The 18154-nt window shown below is 29.2% G+C and carries 17 protein-coding genes; 6 read left to right on the top strand and 11 right to left on the bottom strand.

Annotated elements, in window-relative coordinates; genetic code table 11:
- Positions 1-124 precede the first annotated feature (124 nt).
- From OCHUTO_RS00560 to OCHUTO_RS00525, 8 genes are read right to left on the bottom strand one after another with little or no spacing between them, the layout of a single operon-like run.
- The gene (locus OCHUTO_RS00560) at positions 125-469 is read right to left on the bottom strand and encodes a ferredoxin family 2Fe-2S iron-sulfur cluster binding protein (protein WP_045796956.1); all 345 of its coding nucleotides are present in this window, start codon (positions 467-469) and stop codon (positions 125-127) included.
- 19 nt (positions 470-488) lie between these two features.
- Positions 489-2324: a Fe-S protein assembly chaperone HscA gene (gene hscA / locus OCHUTO_RS00555; protein ID WP_045796934.1), complete on the bottom strand. Its 1836-nt coding sequence runs from the start codon at positions 2322-2324 to the stop codon at positions 489-491.
- Positions 2311-2805, bottom strand: coding sequence for a Fe-S protein assembly co-chaperone HscB (gene hscB / locus OCHUTO_RS00550; RefSeq protein ID WP_045796933.1), 495 nt, complete (start codon positions 2803-2805; stop codon positions 2311-2313). Before hscB ends, hscA begins: the two co-directional genes overlap by 14 nt.
- A 20-nt stretch (positions 2806-2825) precedes the next feature.
- A complete protein-coding gene (locus OCHUTO_RS00545; protein ID WP_045796932.1) occupies positions 2826-3194 on the bottom strand; it encodes a HesB/IscA family protein in 369 nt (122 codons plus the stop codon).
- 9 nt (positions 3195-3203) lie between these two features.
- A complete protein-coding gene (gene iscU, locus OCHUTO_RS00540; RefSeq protein WP_045796931.1) occupies positions 3204-3629 on the bottom strand; it encodes a Fe-S cluster assembly scaffold IscU in 426 nt (141 codons plus the stop codon).
- A gap of 35 nt (positions 3630-3664) precedes the next feature.
- Positions 3665-4927: an IscS subfamily cysteine desulfurase gene (locus OCHUTO_RS00535; protein WP_045796930.1), complete on the bottom strand. Its 1263-nt coding sequence runs from the start codon at positions 4925-4927 to the stop codon at positions 3665-3667.
- An 18-nt stretch (positions 4928-4945) separates the two neighbouring features.
- Complete coding sequence (locus tag OCHUTO_RS00530; protein ID WP_052694602.1) at positions 4946-6220, bottom strand: cysteine desulfurase family protein; 1275 nt, start codon at positions 6218-6220, stop codon at positions 4946-4948.
- A 16-nt stretch (positions 6221-6236) separates the two neighbouring features.
- On the bottom strand, positions 6237-6677 hold the full coding sequence (locus OCHUTO_RS00525; RefSeq protein ID WP_045796929.1) for an Rrf2 family transcriptional regulator: 441 nt from the start codon (positions 6675-6677) through the stop codon (positions 6237-6239).
- Positions 6678-6856: 179 nt separating this feature from the next.
- Between OCHUTO_RS00525 and OCHUTO_RS00520 the strand changes: the two genes are divergently transcribed.
- The gene (locus OCHUTO_RS00520; protein WP_045796928.1) at positions 6857-7555 is read left to right on the top strand and encodes an alpha/beta hydrolase; all 699 of its coding nucleotides are present in this window, start codon (positions 6857-6859) and stop codon (positions 7553-7555) included.
- Positions 7556-7764: 209 nt separating this feature from the next.
- On the opposite strand, the gene murG is transcribed toward OCHUTO_RS00520, so the two are convergent.
- The 3 genes from murG to murD are packed head-to-tail and all read right to left on the bottom strand — an operon-like array spanning position 7765 to position 11375.
- Positions 7765-8844, bottom strand: coding sequence for an undecaprenyldiphospho-muramoylpentapeptide beta-N-acetylglucosaminyltransferase (gene murG / locus OCHUTO_RS00515; protein WP_045796927.1), 1080 nt, complete (start codon positions 8842-8844; stop codon positions 7765-7767).
- Positions 8841-9962 carry an FtsW/RodA/SpoVE family cell cycle protein gene (locus tag OCHUTO_RS00510; protein ID WP_045796926.1) on the bottom strand — a complete coding sequence of 374 codons (1122 nt, stop codon included), beginning with the start codon at positions 9960-9962 and terminating at the stop codon, positions 8841-8843. Before OCHUTO_RS00510 ends, murG begins: the two co-directional genes overlap by 4 nt.
- A 6-nt stretch (positions 9963-9968) precedes the next feature.
- The gene (gene murD / locus OCHUTO_RS00505) at positions 9969-11375 is read right to left on the bottom strand and encodes a UDP-N-acetylmuramoyl-L-alanine--D-glutamate ligase (protein ID WP_045796925.1); all 1407 of its coding nucleotides are present in this window, start codon (positions 11373-11375) and stop codon (positions 9969-9971) included.
- A gap of 79 nt (positions 11376-11454) precedes the next feature.
- Between murD and lipB the strand changes: the two genes are divergently transcribed.
- The 5 genes from lipB (at position 11455) to tsf (ending at position 18036) form a co-directional block, all read left to right on the top strand.
- Positions 11455-12084, top strand: coding sequence for a lipoyl(octanoyl) transferase LipB (lipB, locus tag OCHUTO_RS00500; protein ID WP_045796924.1), 630 nt, complete (start codon positions 11455-11457; stop codon positions 12082-12084).
- A 1420-nt stretch (positions 12085-13504) separates the two neighbouring features.
- The gene (locus OCHUTO_RS00495; protein ID WP_052694601.1) at positions 13505-15154 is read left to right on the top strand and encodes a leucyl aminopeptidase; all 1650 of its coding nucleotides are present in this window, start codon (positions 13505-13507) and stop codon (positions 15152-15154) included.
- Positions 15141-15986: a division plane positioning ATPase MipZ gene (locus tag OCHUTO_RS00490; protein ID WP_045796923.1), complete on the top strand. Its 846-nt coding sequence runs from the start codon at positions 15141-15143 to the stop codon at positions 15984-15986. Before OCHUTO_RS00495 ends, OCHUTO_RS00490 begins: the two co-directional genes overlap by 14 nt.
- A 266-nt stretch (positions 15987-16252) precedes the next feature.
- A complete protein-coding gene (gene rpsB, locus OCHUTO_RS00485) occupies positions 16253-17119 on the top strand; it encodes a 30S ribosomal protein S2 (protein WP_232296891.1) in 867 nt (288 codons plus the stop codon).
- Complete coding sequence (tsf, locus tag OCHUTO_RS00480; RefSeq protein WP_045796922.1) at positions 17116-18036, top strand: translation elongation factor Ts; 921 nt, start codon at positions 17116-17118, stop codon at positions 18034-18036. The genes rpsB and tsf overlap by 4 nt, the downstream gene beginning before the upstream one ends.
- The last annotated feature ends 118 nt before the right edge of the window (positions 18037-18154 follow it).

Here is an 18154-nt window from a genome sequence, read left to right as displayed (position 1 = left end):
AAATCATAAAAATTGCTATAAAATTATAAAATATATTAACAAGGCGCTATAATAATCTAAATAATTATAAATTTATCTTAATAAAATTATTGAAATTAATTTTCAGTATCGCATTTGCAATTATTTATAACAAACTAACATTTCTAGTTGCTGCTGGTAGCCTAACTCTTAATCCATGAAGATCTTTAGTAATAATAACTTGACATCCCAGCCTAGATGTGCTAGTTAACCCAAAAGCTAAATCCAACATATCTTCTTCTTCTTCAACAGGTAGAGGAAGTTTTTGATACCAATTCGAATCAACTATCACATGACAAGTAGAACATGCTAAAGAGCCCTCACAAGCTCCTTCTAAATCTATCTTATTTTGATGCGCAACTTCCAACAATGATAGTCCAATTGGAGCATCAATAATTTTTTCTTCTGTATCATTAATTATAAAAATTACTTTTACTGTTTGTTGAGCCATAATAGTTAATAAATAATTTTTATTTATCATTAAGTAATTTTTTAATATTCTTACCTTGCAATACAAACTTTAAAGTTCTTTGTAACAAAGAGCATTGAAGCTCCTCAATTTGCTTGATTCCTTCTTGGATTAAAGTTATATCACTTAATTTGATAAATTTCTGTAAATTCTGAATAATATTTTCAACTAAATTCATATTTTCTTGAGGTATTAAGTTTTTAGCTATTAATTGATTAACATTACTAATTATAAAATTAGCTTTAGTAATTGCTTCATTAAGCTGTTTCTTATTATAATCTAAAATATTATTCTGATAAGCATTTTCTAAAATATTATTTACTTCTTCTGCACTTATATCTAAAGCAGATTTTATAGCAATAAATTCAGATGCTCCCATTTTTTGCTCATTAGTGCTAATAAATAATAAACCATCTGCATCAATAGCAAATGTAACTTCAACACTAACACTACCAGCAGGACCTAATGGTAAATTATTTAATACAAACTTTGCCAAAGACCTGCAATCAATAGCCATTTCTCTTTCTCCTTGCACTATATGAAAATTTATTGCTGTTTGATTATTTGCATAAGTAGTAAATTGTTTAGTAATAGAAATTGGTATTGGAGAATTTCTCGGAATTAGAATTTCTACCATACCTCCCATAACTTCTAATCCTAATGATAGTGGTACCACATCTATTAGTAAGTGTTTATTTGATGAAGTTAAATTTTCAGCTTGCAGAGCTGCTCCAGTTGCTACTATTGTTTCAGGATTTAAATCAGACAATACCTGTACTTTAAAAGTATGCTTCAATAGTTTTTTTATCAATGGAATATTACTAATACCTCCAACTAATATTATACCTTTTAACTGCTCTCTTACTCCACTATCTTCAATAACTTGATTAGTAATATCAATTGTTTTATTAATAAAATTTTTTATAACTTGTTCAAATTCTACTCTAGTGATGCAAAACTCGAGATTTTTACCATTATATTTTATTATTTGATTAAAAATATCATTGGTAGTTAAATGCTCTTTAGCTGTTTTGCAACACTCAGTAATTAATACTAAAAATTCAGTTGAAAGATGATTTGGATTAAGAGAAAGCTTATTACACAGATAATCTAAAATTAAATAATCGATATCATTTCCTCCAAGTTGATTATCACCTCCAGTAGCAATAACTTGAAAAATTTCATTCTTAATTTTTAGAATTGAAACGTCAAAAGTTCCGCCTCCAAAATCATAAACTAGATAAACACCATTTGAACTTTTATCAAGACCATATGAATATGCTGCAGCTGTAGGCTCACTAATTAGCCTCAATACTTCAAGATCAGCAATTCTAGCTGCTTGCTTTATACTATTACGAGCAGCCTCATCAAAGTGAGCTGGCACTGAAATAACTGCCTTTTTTATTTTTTGATTAAAATACTGCTCTGCTTGTAGCTTTAGCTGATTAATAATCTTAGCAGATATTTCTATTGGGCTAATAGTTTTATTAGCTATTTTAACATTTGCAATATTGCTATCTTTAACTAATAATTCTTTTATTTCCTGCCCTATAGCATTAGAATTTAATAACTCTATAGTACTTTTACCAAGCAATCTTTTTACTGATGCAATTGTAATAGAATTTTTTTCTTTATTTCCTACTAAAATAATATTACCTTCATGATCAAAGCTAACAATCGAAGGAAGAATTTTTGAACCTTGAGAATTAGCAATAATATATGGCTTGCTATTGATAGAATGCGCAACTAAAGAATTAGTAGTACCAAAATCAATGCCAATAACAACATCTTTATGTAATTGGTCATTTTGTGGCTCTTCAATATTAATTAGATGCATTGTATAACCTAGAAAAATTGATTAAATTATCCCAGTATTTTAACTCAATAGTTTTTATTATTGCTGTTTCATAGTCTTTACTATTGAACGCAAATTCTAAATCTTTAATAGAATTATTAAAGGAGGTATTTAAAACCTCTTTTAGTTTTCTTAATTCAGCAGCTGTGCTAATATTATGCAGTTTATTTTGTAATAAAAAAATATTTTTTAAAAAATCTGTACTTATTATGGATCTAAAATTTGAAGCAGTAACATCTATTCCTTGTAAATTAAGTATATGCTCAGCTCGAGTACAAAGACATCTTAATGTTTTATATGCTTTATTTAAATTAGTTGATATCTGTAAATATTTACTTTTATCTTCATTCTTAGCTTGATCAGGATGATATTTTCTTTGTAACTGAAAATAATTATCTTCAATATCTTTTAGCTCTAAGCTAAAACTTTCTGGCAAGTTTAATAATTGAAAATAATTTATCATAATTAATATTAAATAAATCTTTAAAACTGTGCAGATTTACCGCAACCACAGCGACTTTTTTCATTGGGATTATTAAACTCAAAACCTGAGCTAAATTTACCTTCAATATAATCCATTGTAGTACCCAATAGATAAAGTACCGCTTTTTGGTCGATCAAAATCGTTACTCCTTTATCCATAATAACTTCATCAAAAACTCCTTTAGAATCAGCATATTCTATATAATAAGAATGACCAGAGCAACCTCCTGGTTTAATGCCTACTTTAATACCTAAGGATGGTTTTCCTCTTGTAATAAGCAATTCTTTTATCTTCTTAGCTGCCAAATCTGAAATGGTAATAACATTCTTAGATGCTTTATTAACTTGAAGTTGTGACGAACTACTCATAATATAAATCTATGTTTTATTTTGCTTTGATTTATAATCAATTATGGCTGCTTTAATAGCATCTTCAGCTAACATTGAACAATGCATTTTAATAGGTAATAATGCTAAATGTTCAGCAATTTGGCTATTTTTAATTTGTTCTGCAGTATTTAAAGATTGAGACTTTATCCATTCAGTAACTAAAGCACTGGATGCTATTGCTGACCCACAACCAAAAGTTTTGAATTTTGCATCTTCAATTACTCCTTGTTCATTAACTTTAATTTGAAGCTTCATAACATCTCCACAAGCAGGAGCCCCAACTAATCCAGTACCAACTGATTTATCTGTTTCATCAAATGACCCAACATTAGATCTATCTTCATAATATTTTATAACCTCTGAACTATAACCAGCTGTACGAGTACCAGTAACTATTGTTTTTTCATTACTCATAATATTTTTCCTCATTATTGATTTTATTTAACTATTTAATGCACTGACCAATTAATTTTTTTTATATCTATTCCTTTTTGGATCATTTCCCAAAGCGGACTAATAGCACGAAGTTGATCTACTTTTTCAGTAATTAAAGATATTGCATAATTTACTTCTTCTTCTGTAGTAAATCGCCCAAATCCAAATCGTAAGGAAGTATGAGCTAGGTCTTCATCAACTCCCATTGCTTTCAAAACGTATGATGGTTCTAGTGAAGCTGAAGTACAAGCAGATCCGGAAGAAATTGCAAGATCCTTTAATGCTAATATTAAAGATTCCCCCTCAACACATGCAAAGCTAATGTTAACATTGCCTGGATATCGACTTTTGGCATCTCCATTTAAATAAGTTTGTGGTATATGATTCAATATATAGTGAACAAATTTATTAAACATTTTTTGAATACGATTATATTCTTCAAACATCTCAATATTAGCTATTCTTGCTGCTTCTCCAAATCCTACTACTAAATGAGTAGGCACAGTACCTGATCGCATTCCCCTCTCCTGCCCTCCACCATGAATAATTGGAGTAATACGTATTCTTGGTCTTTTTCTAATATATAAAGCACCTATACCTTTTGGACCATAAATTTTATGAGCAGAAATACTAGCAAGATCAATATTATATTTATTAACATCAATGGATATTTTACCAAAAGCTTGAGCAATATCAGTATGAAAAAAGATTTTTTTCTCGCGACAAATTTCTCCTATAGCTTCAATTGGCTGAATAACTCCAATTTCATTGTTAACTGCTGAAATTGATACCATAATGGTGCTATCATTGATCGCATCATTGAGACTATTTAATTCAATTAGCCCATTACTATTCACTGGTAAATAAGTAACCTTAATACCATTTTGCTCTAGATATCTACAAGTATTAATAACACATTTATGCTCAGTTGTAACAGTAATTATATGATTTTTCTTATCGTTACTATAAAAATCTACTATTCCCTTAATAGCTAAATTATTAGCTTCTGTTGCTCCAGAAGTAAAAATAATTTCTCCTGGGGCAGCTTTAATTAAAGCTGCAATATGTTGACGAGCAACTTCTACTGCTTTTTCAGATTCCCATCCAAAATTATGACTACGTGAATGTGGGTTACCAAATTTATCAGTTAAGTAAGGTAACATTACATCAACTACTCGCCTATCGACAGGAGTAGTTGCTTGATAATCCATATAAATGGGAAACTTAACATTTTTGTTTTTTAATTTTGCTTTTAATTCAGCTGTTTTTACTACCATTATAATATTAAATTTAATTTAAGCCTGTTTCTTTATATTGTTAACTTCAATATGGTATAAATATTGTTTTTGCCATAGCTCACAAAACTTCTTTATTTCTTCTTCAGTATTACACCATCCAAGGGATATTCTAATTGCGCATTCAGCCTCATAAATTGGAATCTTCATAGCTTTCAAAACATAAGATTCTTTTAACTGCCCTGAAGAGCATGCTGAACCGGCACTAATAGCAAAACCATTTATGTCAAAATAGAGGATTTGTTGCTGAGATGTCACTCCTGGCATCATTATCATGCTTGTATTGCCTACTCTAAGAGTATTTTGACCAAAAATTTTTATTCTGTTATCTATACTGCTAATTTTAGCCTCAAGATATTGTTTTAACTCTTTTGTAAAATTGCTTTTTTCCAAAATTCTTGGTAATAGTTCAACAGCTTTACCAAACCCAGCAATTGCAGCAACATTTTCAGTTCCAGATCTAATTCCATCTTCTTGTCCTCCGCCAATTATTTGCGGGGTAATAAAATTTGGAACCCTGGCTATGAGAGATGCTGCTCCTACTGGCCCACCAATTTTATGACTAGAAATTGTAGCAAAATCAAGGCATAATTGAGTAAAATTCACTGAAATTTTCCCAAATGCTTGACTACAATCACTATGAACCCAAGCTTGATATTTTTTAGCAAGATTAATTATTTCTTCAAGTGGTTGAATAACACCTGTTTCGTTATTAACTAGCATAATTGTAACTAGTAAAGGTAAATTTTGATAACAAAATAGTGTGTTTTGCAATTTTATAAGATCAACGATACCTCTTTCATCTACATCTATAATTTGTGTATCATTATAACTTTGAGCACAATTTAATATTGATGGATGCTCTGTTGTGCAAGTAACAATTACTCCATTTTTATAAACTTTTTTAAAGCTAGTAAGCAGCAAATTATTTGCTTCGGTACCTGAAGAAACAAATATGCAATTAAATTTATTGTTATTTAACGATATGTCCAATTTGTTAGCAATTTGCAACCTAGCTTTTTCTATAAATCCTCTAGCTACTTGCCCAAAATAATGTATAGATGATGGATTAGCAGGTATATTTAACACTTCTAGCATAACTTCCAATGATTCTGAATGTATGGGAGTTGTTGCATTGTAATCAAAATATATCTTTTTATTTTTTTGCATTGTATTAACTTGGTTAGAACTATGTACTAAATTATTACGATTAGTAATAATATTGCTAAGCTTAACTGTTTTTTTTATAGCTGCTATAGCATCAAAGTTATACATTTTACTTACTTCTATTCTATTTATTTGCTCTAAATGACTTTATTTGTGCCGTTATTTTTCCAGAAATTATATCATCCAAAGATATTTCACTAAAATAGTTTTTAATTTTTTGCTCTAATCCTTCCCACAAATAGTGAGCAGTACATCTAGCATTTAGCGCTAAACACCCATTGTTGTTATTGCATCTAGTAACCTTGATTTTTTCTTCGACAGCAAAAACAATATCATTAATAGTAGTTGTTTTTATATCGCAGTTTAATAAATAACCACCATTTGGCCCCTTAATAGATTTCACTATTCCTTTATTCTTAAGCTTATTGAATAGTTGCTCTAGGTAGTTAAGAGCTATATTCTGCCGTTTAGCAATTTCAAATAATTTGATTGGTTTATTTGATTCTCTGCTTGCAATATCTAGTACTCCCATAACAGCATATTTGCTTTTTGTTGTTAATATCAATATAAGATTCCTAAAATTTGGTTTATAAAATCACTTTAATGAAAACATATATAAAATATAATTATAATTAAACTATTGAAATATTATTCCATATGCTTTAGTGTAGCTTTAGGTTAGTTTATTGTATTATCTAATACATTACTATTTTAGTCAACTAATTATATTTTATGTAAATAATTATGTCTGAAGTATTTTTTAATGGTCCAGCAGGTCGAATTGAAGGAAAATATATTCAATCAGATAATCCAAGAGCTCCAGTAGCACTAATATTGCATCCACATTTACCATCAGACTTTTTTGAAGGTAATATGAATCATGAAGTTATAAACTGTCTATACTCCATTTTAATAAAAAATGGGTTTTCAGCATTAAAGATTAACTTTAGAGGCATAGGAAAATCTCAAGGTACTTTCGATAATGGAGTTGGAGAGTTAATGGACGCAGCTACTGCTTTAGATTGGTTGCAGTTACATAACCCTTCAAGTCTAGAATACTTAGCTGTTGGCTTCTCATTTGGAGCTTGGATATGTATGCAATTGATTATGCGAAGACCAGAAATAAATAATTTCATTGCAATATCACCTCCTACTAACAAATTTGATTTTTCATTTTTATCTCCTTGCCCAATACCAGGTCTAATAATTCAAGGAGAACAAGATAGTATAGTACCAGAAGAATCGGTATTAGAGTTAGTTAACAGGTTATCTAGGCAAAAGAATATTAATATTGAATATAAATTATTAAGTGGTGCTGATCATTTTTTTCGAGGCAAGTTAAATGATCTATCTAATACAGTAGATGAATATATTAAAATAAGCCACCATTCTACAGGCAAAAAAAATGCTTCTAAAAAACATCAAAACAAGTTACTACTATAAGGTAGTAACTACAACCTTATTAACAGCAACTTTAAGATAGCATTTATATTTCCTTATAGATATCTCTACCTAAATATAATAACATTATATTTAAATGGCTTTATACTTGATTTGGTATAAAAAAATATGAAGAATAAACTCTTGCATTTAATACTTAATTATTAAAAGCAATAATAGTATTTTTAATATGTTACTTTGCTGCATGCATATTATATAGATATAAATTTTTCTACTGCATTAGCTAATAGTTTTTCAGATTCAATTTTCATTTCTTGAAGTTTTAATTCAGTAGAAGCTAATAATGTTGGTGATTGCATGAATGTTAATATTTTCTCAAATAAAATCTGAGGTGTAATAGAGCTTTGTTCTATACACCAACCAGCATTATTGTTTGCAAGAGCTTTAGCATTAAAAAGCTGATGATTTTGTGAAGCAAAAGGATATGGAACTAATATAGCAGGCTGATATAAAGATATTATTTCTGATATAGAAGATGCCCCAGCTCTAGAAATTGCTAAATGAGAATTTTTGTACTTATCAGCAATATTATAAAAAAAATCACTAACTTCATGCACTATATTTAGTTCAGTATAAATTGCTTTAACAGAACTAATATCCTTTGCAGGAGCTTGATGAACAATAGTAATTTTATAATCATGGTTATAGTTCACTAATAACCTAATTGCATTAGGTATAAGAGTAGAAAATATTTCTGCACCTTGGCTACCTCCAATTACCAATAGCTGAAACGTTTGTGAGTTAAAATTACGTTTTAGCACCAATCTTAAAGCTTTTCTTACGGGAGTACCTGTAAATATTACCTTATCTTTATATCTGTTATTTAAATTAAGTGTATTAGCAAATGTAATGGCTAAAGCCTTAGCATATCTTAAAAAAAAACTATTAGCTCTACCTAGAACACTATTTTGCTCATGCAAAATAAATGGAATGTTAAATAAGATTCCATTTATAATAATCGGAATAATAGTATATCCTCCAAAAGCTACTATTAAGCTTGGAGAATTTAACCAAACTAATTTTAACCCACTTATGCAAGCAGCTAATATTTTTATATAGAAAAAAAATTTTTTAATTCCAATATTAGAAATAGACATTATATTCATAATATGAATTTTAAAATTGTAATTGGAATTTAAGAGGTATTTTGCGCACCTAGTATCTGTAATTAAGTGTACATTATAACCACGCTCCTGCAATTCTTCTCCTAAGGCAATTGCTGGAAATAAGTGCCCACCTGTTCCACCACCAACTAAAAATATTGTTTTCATATCTTAAGTTTGTATTTACTAAGATCAGTTTTATGCTTTGTAAGAGCAAGCAATATCCCTATTCCTATTGCCATTGCTACACTAGAAGAACCACCATAGCTAATAAATGGCAATGTCATACCTTTAGTTGGAAGCAAGTTAGTACTAACTCCTATATTTACTATAGCTTGAAACCCAAACTGGGCAAGTATACCTGCTGATATAAAGATTGTACAATTGTCTTCCTCAAATAGTAATTTAATAAATCCATATATAACAATAAAAGAAAAAATTAGTAAAATTATTAAGCAAACTATAGCTCCTAACTCTTCACCTGCGACAGCAAAAATAAAGTCAGTGTGAGAATCTGGTAGCATATGCTTAACTATTCCTTCCCCTGGCCCTTTACCATATAGACCTCCACTCTTAAATGCTTGTAAAGATTTCATTACCTGATAATTTTCACGATTAGTTGAATCTAAAAAAATATTAATTCTTTTTGCAACATGTGGTAATAAAAAATATGCCCCTACTGTTCCAAGTATTGATATACCTACTAAAATAAAAAGTAATAGCAATGGTATTCCAGCTATAAATAGCTGTGTTCCAAATGCAACTGAAATTGTTATTAACATACCAAAATCAGGTTGAGCAATTAATAATATTGCCACTGTTAAATATAAGATAATAGTAACTATAAAACGAATTTTATCGCCCTGAATATCTGCAAGAAGCCAGCCAGTAATTACTAAAAAAAATGGCTTTATAAATTCAGATGGCTGCAGTGATATTCCTCCAATATTAATCCATCTTTTTGCTCCTTTAATAGGATTACCATAAAACTTAATAAATATTAATAGTATAATATTTAAAACAAACCCTAAGATAGCTAAGCGCCTTATTGTAGTTTTACTAAAAAACGACACAACAAATGTTGTAGCTACTGCGAGTATAACATAGAATATATGTTTACTGGCAAAATAAGACTGCGGTACTCCTATTCTATTTGCCACAGCAGAACCAGATGTTGTTACTAACATTAAGCTTAAAGCAGATAAAATACATAATAGAAACACTATACATCGATCTATACTTTTCCACCAACACCATAATACTCTAAATAATGTAGTTAAGTTCATATATTTTTAATTTGTTAAAAATGCTTGAGATATTTTTATAAATTGATTACCTCTATCTTCATAGTTTTTAAACTGATCAAATGAAGCACATGCAGGAGCAAGTAATATATTTTTTCGATTTGGACCACTTTTATCTGATTCAGCATCTATTATCGCTTGGTTAAAGGCTTCTTCCATTGTGTTACTAATTGAAAAAATAATTTGTCCTTTTAATATTTCAGCAAGATAATATCTAGATTGTCCATACAAATATGCTTTTTTAACTGCATGCAAAATTGCCTCATTTAAAAAAATATTTCCTCCCTTTTTTGCTACCCCACCTGCTATCCAATAAATATTGGATAAACTTGATAATGATTTACTAGCAGCATCTATATTAGTTGCTTTACTATCATTGTAAATATATATGTTATTTTTTTTTCCTATATACTGCATACGATGCGGTAAAGGCTGAAATGATTTTATAGCATTAATTATATCATACTCATTTCTACCTAAAATATTACATGTATAAAAAGCAGCAGCGATATTTTGATTATTATGTTTACCTAATAATAAAGAAGTAAATTTCTGAGGTAAACATGATGGAAATTTAACTAATATTTTTTCTTTCTGCAAACCAGTTTTAGGATGATATTGCAAATCCATATTAGTATGTATAACTTGCTTTTCTAATTTTGGACTATAATTTCTGAAGCCGTTCTTATTAAAAGTATTATAATTAGCACTAAAAATAATAGAGCATTCGTTATTAATTAATGCATAACCATTTTTAGTAACAAGAGAAATTATTTTTTTTTTTGATAATACATATTGATTAAATGAATGATAGCGATCCATATGATCAGTAGTAATATTTAATAATACAGCAATATCTAGCTTTAGATCTGTTATTAAATCGAGTTGAAACGATGACAGCTCTAAAATATAACCTTCTACATCATCTCTTAAAGATAATACAGCCTTACCTATATTGCCTCCAAGATCAAATTGACCATTAGTTAATGTTAAGATATGATGAATGAGGGCAGAAGTTGTACTTTTACCATTAGTTCCAGTAACTCCAATATATTTACGATTAGGATATTCATTATATAAAAGATCTATATCTGACTTGATTGGTATCTTATACTTTTGTGCATGCTTCACAATATAGTGTGAAGCAGTATAATATGGTATACCAGGACTTAATACAATAAAGTCACATGTTCTCCATTCTAGTTGATCAACACTAATCATCTTATAATCTTGTAAATTAATATTCTGTTGATAAAAAGAATCACGAATACTATGTGAATCATCATAAATAATTAAATCAGCAAGTCCGGCTAATGATTTGCAAACTGCTAAACCTGTACGTGATAATCCAAACACTCCTATTTTTTTATTCCTTTGAGAATACAGTCTAATCATGTTCTTTCTAAACAAAATTAATTGCTTTTTTATTCTGCATATCTTACAATGCTTTTATTGCTGAAGAAAGGTTTTCTTAATGATAGAATGGATAGAAATTGAACACCCTATCGAATATAGCGAAGCATATAAAATGATGAAAGCAAGATTAACAGCAATATTAAATGGTTCTGCTTCAGAGGCTGTGTTTGTTCTTGAGCATCAGGATGTTTATACTGCTGGTATTAGTTTTAAGCCAGATGAATTATTAAATAATTCGGATATTCCAGTATATTATACTGATCGGGGGGGAAAATTTACTTACCACGGCCCTGGGCAAGTTATAATATATCCTATTATTAATCTATCTGCTAATGGAAGATTAAAAGATATTAGAAATTATGTCAATAATCTTTCGTTGCTTGTTATTAATTCTCTAAAGTTCTTTAATATTACAGGTATAACTGTTAAAGATGCTATTGGGGTTTGGGTAAATGGTAAGTTTGGCATACAAAAAATAGCCTCAATAGGAGTACGAATACATAGGTGGGTTACTTACCACGGAGTGGCTATTAATGTATGTTCAGATTTAAAGAAATTTAAAGGAATAATTCCATGTGGAGATTACAATGCTAGCATAACTTCAATAAGAGAATTACTTAATCAAAAGGTAGATTTAGATTACTATAAGGCAATATTAAGGCAAGAATTTTACAAGATTTTTGAATAAAATTTATAGAGGATATGTCATAGTAGTTTATTTCAAAAAAAACAGCTATAAATTAATTCTTTGCAACTGAATCTATTCTACTTTTAGTTTTTCTATATTAATTATTTCAACAATGAAAACTTAAAAGCTGAAACCAGATTTTATCAATATGCCTTCCTTTAAAATATTATATTACCTAAATCCTGTTTCTTTTGAATATTTTATATCATTATCACCGTGTGATATTTCCCTAAAGTGCATACGATCTTCTGGCCCTATAATTTCATCATTATTATCTTCTGAATCAGAGTTTTAAACCTCAATAGTTCTACAAATTACTATGCTAACGTTACTGTTGTACTAAGAGTTGCAGCCATCTTAGATCTTTTTCTTTTGTAAAGTTACTAATATATTGAAAATTTCTGACAAGTTTTATAAATGAAGTGTGATGAAACTTACAACCACTTTTAATTCTATTTTCGTATTCAATTAAACTTGCTTTTTTCTAAACACTACTTAATTCTAGGTTGACTAACACTAATAATTCTGCAAAAAAGCGCAGTTTTTCCTATAATTCTGCTATATTTCCATTATTACATACTTGTAGTAATGAACTATAAATGCTAGCAACTGCTTTTCAGTTTTCTAAAGCTTTTTCATCTACATCAGTTATCCATCTTCTTTCTGTTAGAGAAAAAATTCCAGCAAAATTATGGCATTATTTCCACTATAATTACCATAGTTTTTTTTAATTCTGCAACTATTTATTGCAAATATTCTTATATAGATTGCATAAAATATCTCCTAGATTCCAGCTATAGCAAAAGTTTTTTAAAAAACTATTTTAAAATTTATTAAAAAAATTTCATATTTTTTATGAACATATGATTGAGTATACTAATTTTATGTACAATTTTACATCTTAAACCCTTATAATAGCATAAAATGCGAGTGATAGCACACCTATCTGAATTAACCAAACATATTACTGGTTTTTTATTTGAAAATAAAGGCTATTTAAAATAAGAATTTTTTTCTGATTTTTTTTTTACAATTAAGGATTTTATAACTGAAGAAATAAAAATTAAACCCTTTAGTTGAAAAATTTTTCTATGTAAACGTTCAATTATTATCCTCCTTAATTTTGTATTGTATTAAGTATACTAAACCTTCTATGAATCCTTAATCCAAAACTGGGATTAGAAAAGTTCCTTTATTCGTAAATTTAGTAAACAACATTTGCAGTATAAAAATTTATTGTCGTTTATTTAATATTAATTTAAAATTTACAATGCTTATTTTGTTATGATTTAGCTTATTTATTGTATAGAATTTAAGTTATTAATGGTACAAATAGCTGTATCAATTTAATGTAAAACTTGCAAATCTACCCTATAAACTTTAGTATAAATGGTGAATTATTATAAATTTAGTAGGTAAAATGATTGTTAACTTTATAAAAACTAATAGTAAAAATTTTTTTAATTGCTTAGAAGGAATAAATAAAGCAGATCATACAGTTGTATCTAGTAGTCAATCAATATGTTTATTGATTGATTCAAATTTAGAGCTAACAACTAGTATACTACAACTTGATCAACAGTGTGGTGGAATTATATCAAAATTTTTACAGCAGAATAAAAAAGATTCAGAACAAAAATGCATGTTTAGTGGAAAGTTTGGAGAAGTTAAACTCTTAACTGTTGTTAAAGATGATGAAGTTAAGAATATAGTTTTATTAGGCACTGGTAAAAGTAATCAATTAAAGGAATTTCAAGTTCAGGAACTAGGTGGAGTTATACAAAAGTCGATTTCTACTAACTCAATAATTAGCATGCTAGTTTTAGCGGATTGTGATATTAATAATTATGACAGATTCAAAATTGCATCATTAATTGCATCAGGAGCCGAATTAGCTAGTTATAAATTTAAAAAGTATTTAACAAAAAATAATGATGATAACGAATCGCAGAAAACTAGCCCAATAAATTTATTTATAGGTCTTGAAGATGTTAAAGATGTTGAACAAGCTCAAGCCTATTTTAATAATGTTCTACGACCAATTAATGAGGGAGTTATATTAGCAAGGGATTTAATTTCAGAGCCACCAAACAAATTATATCCTGCTATTTATGCTGAAAAGATTGAAGAGGAATTTAAAACTTTAAGAGATAGGCTTGGAATCGAATTAAAGGTTGAAATTCTAGGTGTGCAAGAGATGCAGGAGTTAAGTATGGGAGCATTGCTTGGAGTTGGGCAAGGCTCACGAAAAGAATCAAAGTTAGTATCAATATCTTACCTAGGTGCGATAAATAAAGATCAACCACCTTTAGCTTTAGTGGGTAAGGGAGTAACTTTTGATACTGGGGGAATTAGTTTAAAGCCTTCTGCAGGTATGGAAGATATGAAATATGATATGGCTGGATCAGCAGCAGTAATAGGAGCTATAAAAGCTTTAGCTTGTAGAAAAGCACAAATCAATGTAGTAGGAATAGTAGCGTTAGTTGAAAACATGCCTGGTGGTAATGCTCAAAGACCTAGCGATGTCGTAACAACAATGTCAGGCAAAACAGTAGAAGTGCTTAATACTGACGCAGAAGGACGATTAATACTTGCTGATGCATTATGGTATGCACAAGAAGCATTTAAGCCTGAGGCTATTATAGATTTAGCAACTTTAACTGGAGCAATAATTATAGCAGTGGGGTATAGTTATGCTGGATGTTTTTCTAATAATGACGAGTTAGCTCAGAAATTGATTAATTCTGGTGAAAAGGTTAATGAGAATTTATGGCGAATGCCATTACATAAAGATTATGACGATATGCTCAAGTCTAGTATTGCTGACATAGCTAATATTGGTAATGCTCGTGGTGCTGCTGGTAGTTCTACTGCTGCTAGTTTTTTGCAAAAATTCATTCAATTTAGAAATAACAATAATGGTAGCAAAAATCCTATTCCATGGATTCATTTAGACATTGCTTCGGTTGCTTGGAATAAAAAAGGAGGAAATATTTGCCCTCCAGGAGCAGCAGGATTTGGAGTGAGATTAATTAACCAGTTTGTAAAAGATAATTATGAACAAAGCTAACAAAGAGATAATATTACCTTATATTTTTGTTATTGGAAATGAAAAAGGTGGTGCAGGAAAGACTACTTTTGCTATGCATTTAATTGCTGCTTTACTTGATAAAAAGTTGAAAGTTGGAAGTATTGATACTGATTCTCGTCAGCACTCTCTTACTACTTATATACAAAATCGTAATGCTTATAATGCAAAGCATGTAAATGCTCAAATTCCTGTTCCATTACATTTTTTAATAACTGTAGATAACAATGATTCTACAAATGCAAGTGAATGTCAACAATTTGAGAATGCTATTAATGAATTACGGAAAAAATCTGATGTTATAGTTATTGATACTCCTGGCAGTTATTCTGCTATTTCTTGTTTGGCTCATTCCTATGCTGATACTATTATTACCCCTGTTAATGATAGCTTTTTAGACATTGATGTGTTAGCTAAAATTGATGCTAAAAGCCTTAAAATCATTACTCCATCTATTTATAGTCAGATGGTTTGGGAGCAAAAAATGCGCAAGACTCAACGCTGCGGTTTATCAATTGAATGGGTAGTTGTACGAAATAGATTGAGTAATCTGGATGCTGTTAATAAAAGAAATATAAATTATGTTTTGGAGCAATTAGCTAAACGTGTTTGCTTTAAAAACGCTTCTGGTTTTAGTGAAAGAGTAATTTTTAAAGAGTTGTTTTTAGAAGGTCTAACTTTGCTTGATTTGACCAAGGCTGAATTAAGTAGAAATTTGAATATTGCTCAAGTAGCTGCTAGACAAGAACTAAGGGATTTTCTTGACAGTATTGATATTAATAAAATCATTGTTGCAGCAAAAATAAAACAGTAAGTGTTTTAAATCAGAAATCCTAATAATAAAGAAATTTGTTGATAAAAAATTAAAATGTAATAATTATATGTATTTGAGTAGTTATAAAAATATATTAGCTAATAATAAAATTGCTAGCAAATACTTTAATAGCTGAATTTTTATTCATAATATTTTAGAGCCATAATAAGCAGTTGCTATATTTTTTAACTATATTCGCACACATTGCTTAATTAGTTGTCACTAAATAGTGTTTTAAAAGCATTGTGGAGGTATAAACTAAAATTATGGAAAAAAAAATGTCAAATGATAATATATCCTCTATAACAATAAGTGAATTATTAGATGCTGGTGTTCACTATGGCCACAAGGCTTCACGTTGGAATCCTAAAATGGCTCCTTATATTTTCGGAAAAAGAGATGATGTTCATATTATTAACCTTGATTATACTGTATCACAAATTGCTGTTGTTAAAAAGGTTATTTATAATGAAATAAAAGAAAAAAAAGGCAGGATACTATTTGTTGATACTAAACGACATCGTGATATTGTAGCTCCATATGCTGAAAATTGTGGTCAATATTATGTTACTCATAGATGGTTAGGAGGAATGCTAACTAATTGGGTCACTGTGTCAAAAGCAATAAATAAACTTGATAAATTAGAAAAGAAATTAGCAGATCAAGAAAAATTAGCATGCTATACTAAGAGAGAGATATTGTCTATGCAGCGCATTCGTAATAATTTAGAGCGCTCATTTAGTGGTGTTAGAAACATGGGAGGAAAACCTACTTTATTAATAGTAATGGACATCAATAAAGATCACATAGCAGTTAAAGAAGCTCGAAGGGAAAAAATCCCTGTTATTGCAATAGTAGATACTAATTCTGATCCAGATTTGGTTGATTATCCAATACCTGGTAATGATGATGCTATAAGGTCTATACGTTTATATTGTAAAATTTTTTCTGATGCAGTATTGCTTGCCATTGAAGATATGCTTGCTGCTTCTGGAGTTGATTTGGGAGCAATTAAGGGTGATGATGCTAGTGAAAAGCTTAAAGCTGCTAAAAAAATTACTAGAATGAATACTAGTCAAAAGATATCAAAAATAAATGTTATACAAAATAAAAAAGATAATAAAACTTTATGAAAGAAAAAAATTTAACAGCTAACACAAAAGATATAGTTATAAGTGCTAGTTTAATTAAAGAATTACGAGATGCTACTGGGTCTGCTATGTCTAGCTGTAAGCAAGCCTTGCAAGAGGCTAAAGGTAATATTGAAGAGGCAATTAAGGTTTTGCGTAAGGCCAGCTTAGCCCAAATGTCTATAAAATCACAACGTAGCGCTAATGAAGGAATAGTTGCATTAGCTATAAATGGTAATAAAGGAGCAATTATAGAAATTAAATTTGAAACAGATTTTGTAGCAAGAAATGAAAGATTGCAAAAATTAGCTATTGAAGCTGCTCAACTAGCTTTATCATATAGTAACTTACTTGATTTAAAAAAAGCTAAATTAGAATCAGGTGAAACTCTTGAATCTCGAATAAGTCATGATATTGCTATTATAGGTGAAAATATACAATTAAATCGAATTAGACAGATTAAGCTAAGTAATAGTGGTGTTATAGCATCGTATGTGCATAATAGTGTAGCTCCTAATTTAGGCCAAATTGCTGTATTAGTAGCATTAGAGGGAAATATTGAATCAGATAAATTGAAAACTTTCGGAAAAAATATAGCAATGCATATTGCTGCTACTAATCCTAAGTTTTTAAGTTCCAATGAAGTACCAGAAGATATAATTATGCAGAAAAAGGAAATTTTTACTGCTCAAGCTCGTGCTACTGGAAAGCCAGAAAAGGTAATTGAAAAAATGATCGAAGGTAGAGTAAGTAAGTTTCTAGAAGAAACTGTACTTTTAGAGCAAACTTTTGTTATCGATGGGAAAAGTAAAATTTCTGAAGTGTTAAGTAATGCTACTAAAGAATTTGGTAGTGAAATTAGGATTATAGATTTTTCTTATCTAAAAGCTGGAGAAATAATAACTGAGGAAGGGTTATAGCTTTATTTTATATCAATCTCTTATAAGCATAGAAGGATGTATTATTACCACTTTCTTCCATATTATAATGCTTAAGCTGCCTCTTTAGGTTCAATTTTCTTTAAAAGGTGATACTGTT

This window comes from Orientia chuto str. Dubai (assembly GCF_000964595.1).
GTDB classification, from domain to species: domain Bacteria; phylum Pseudomonadota; class Alphaproteobacteria; order Rickettsiales; family Rickettsiaceae; genus Orientia; species Orientia mediorientalis.
Note: the sequence above shows the minus strand (reverse complement) of the source record. Positions and strands in the feature narration are given on the sequence as shown.

Excerpts from the sequence above, each read along its gene's own strand:
- OCHUTO_RS00560 (WP_045796956.1), bottom strand. The coding sequence starts at position 469 with ATGGCTCAACAAACAGTAAAAGTAATTTTTATAATTAATGATACAGAA.
- hscA (WP_045796934.1), bottom strand. The coding sequence starts at position 2,324 with ATGCATCTAATTAATATTGAAGAGCCACAAAATGACCAATTACATAAA.
- hscB (WP_045796933.1), bottom strand. The coding sequence starts at position 2,805 with ATGATAAATTATTTTCAATTATTAAACTTGCCAGAAAGTTTTAGCTTA.
- OCHUTO_RS00545 (WP_045796932.1), bottom strand. The coding sequence starts at position 3,194 with ATGAGTAGTTCGTCACAACTTCAAGTTAATAAAGCATCTAAGAATGTT.
- iscU (WP_045796931.1), bottom strand. The coding sequence starts at position 3,629 with ATGAGTAATGAAAAAACAATAGTTACTGGTACTCGTACAGCTGGTTAT.
- OCHUTO_RS00535 (WP_045796930.1), bottom strand. The coding sequence starts at position 4,927 with ATGGTAGTAAAAACAGCTGAATTAAAAGCAAAATTAAAAAACAAAAAT.
- OCHUTO_RS00530 (WP_052694602.1), bottom strand. The coding sequence starts at position 6,220 with ATGTATAACTTTGATGCTATAGCAGCTATAAAAAAAACAGTTAAGCTT.
- OCHUTO_RS00520 (WP_045796928.1), top strand. The coding sequence starts at position 6,857 with ATGTCTGAAGTATTTTTTAATGGTCCAGCAGGTCGAATTGAAGGAAAA.
- murG (WP_045796927.1), bottom strand. The coding sequence starts at position 8,844 with ATGAAAACAATATTTTTAGTTGGTGGTGGAACAGGTGGGCACTTATTT.
- OCHUTO_RS00510 (WP_045796926.1), bottom strand. The coding sequence starts at position 9,962 with ATGAACTTAACTACATTATTTAGAGTATTATGGTGTTGGTGGAAAAGT.
- murD (WP_045796925.1), bottom strand. The coding sequence starts at position 11,375 with ATGATTAGACTGTATTCTCAAAGGAATAAAAAAATAGGAGTGTTTGGA.
- lipB (WP_045796924.1), top strand. The coding sequence starts at position 11,455 with ATGATAGAATGGATAGAAATTGAACACCCTATCGAATATAGCGAAGCA.
- OCHUTO_RS00495 (WP_052694601.1), top strand. The coding sequence starts at position 13,505 with ATGATTGTTAACTTTATAAAAACTAATAGTAAAAATTTTTTTAATTGC.
- OCHUTO_RS00490 (WP_045796923.1), top strand. The coding sequence starts at position 15,141 with ATGAACAAAGCTAACAAAGAGATAATATTACCTTATATTTTTGTTATT.
- rpsB (WP_232296891.1), top strand. The coding sequence starts at position 16,253 with ATGGAAAAAAAAATGTCAAATGATAATATATCCTCTATAACAATAAGT.
- tsf (WP_045796922.1), top strand. The coding sequence starts at position 17,116 with ATGAAAGAAAAAAATTTAACAGCTAACACAAAAGATATAGTTATAAGT.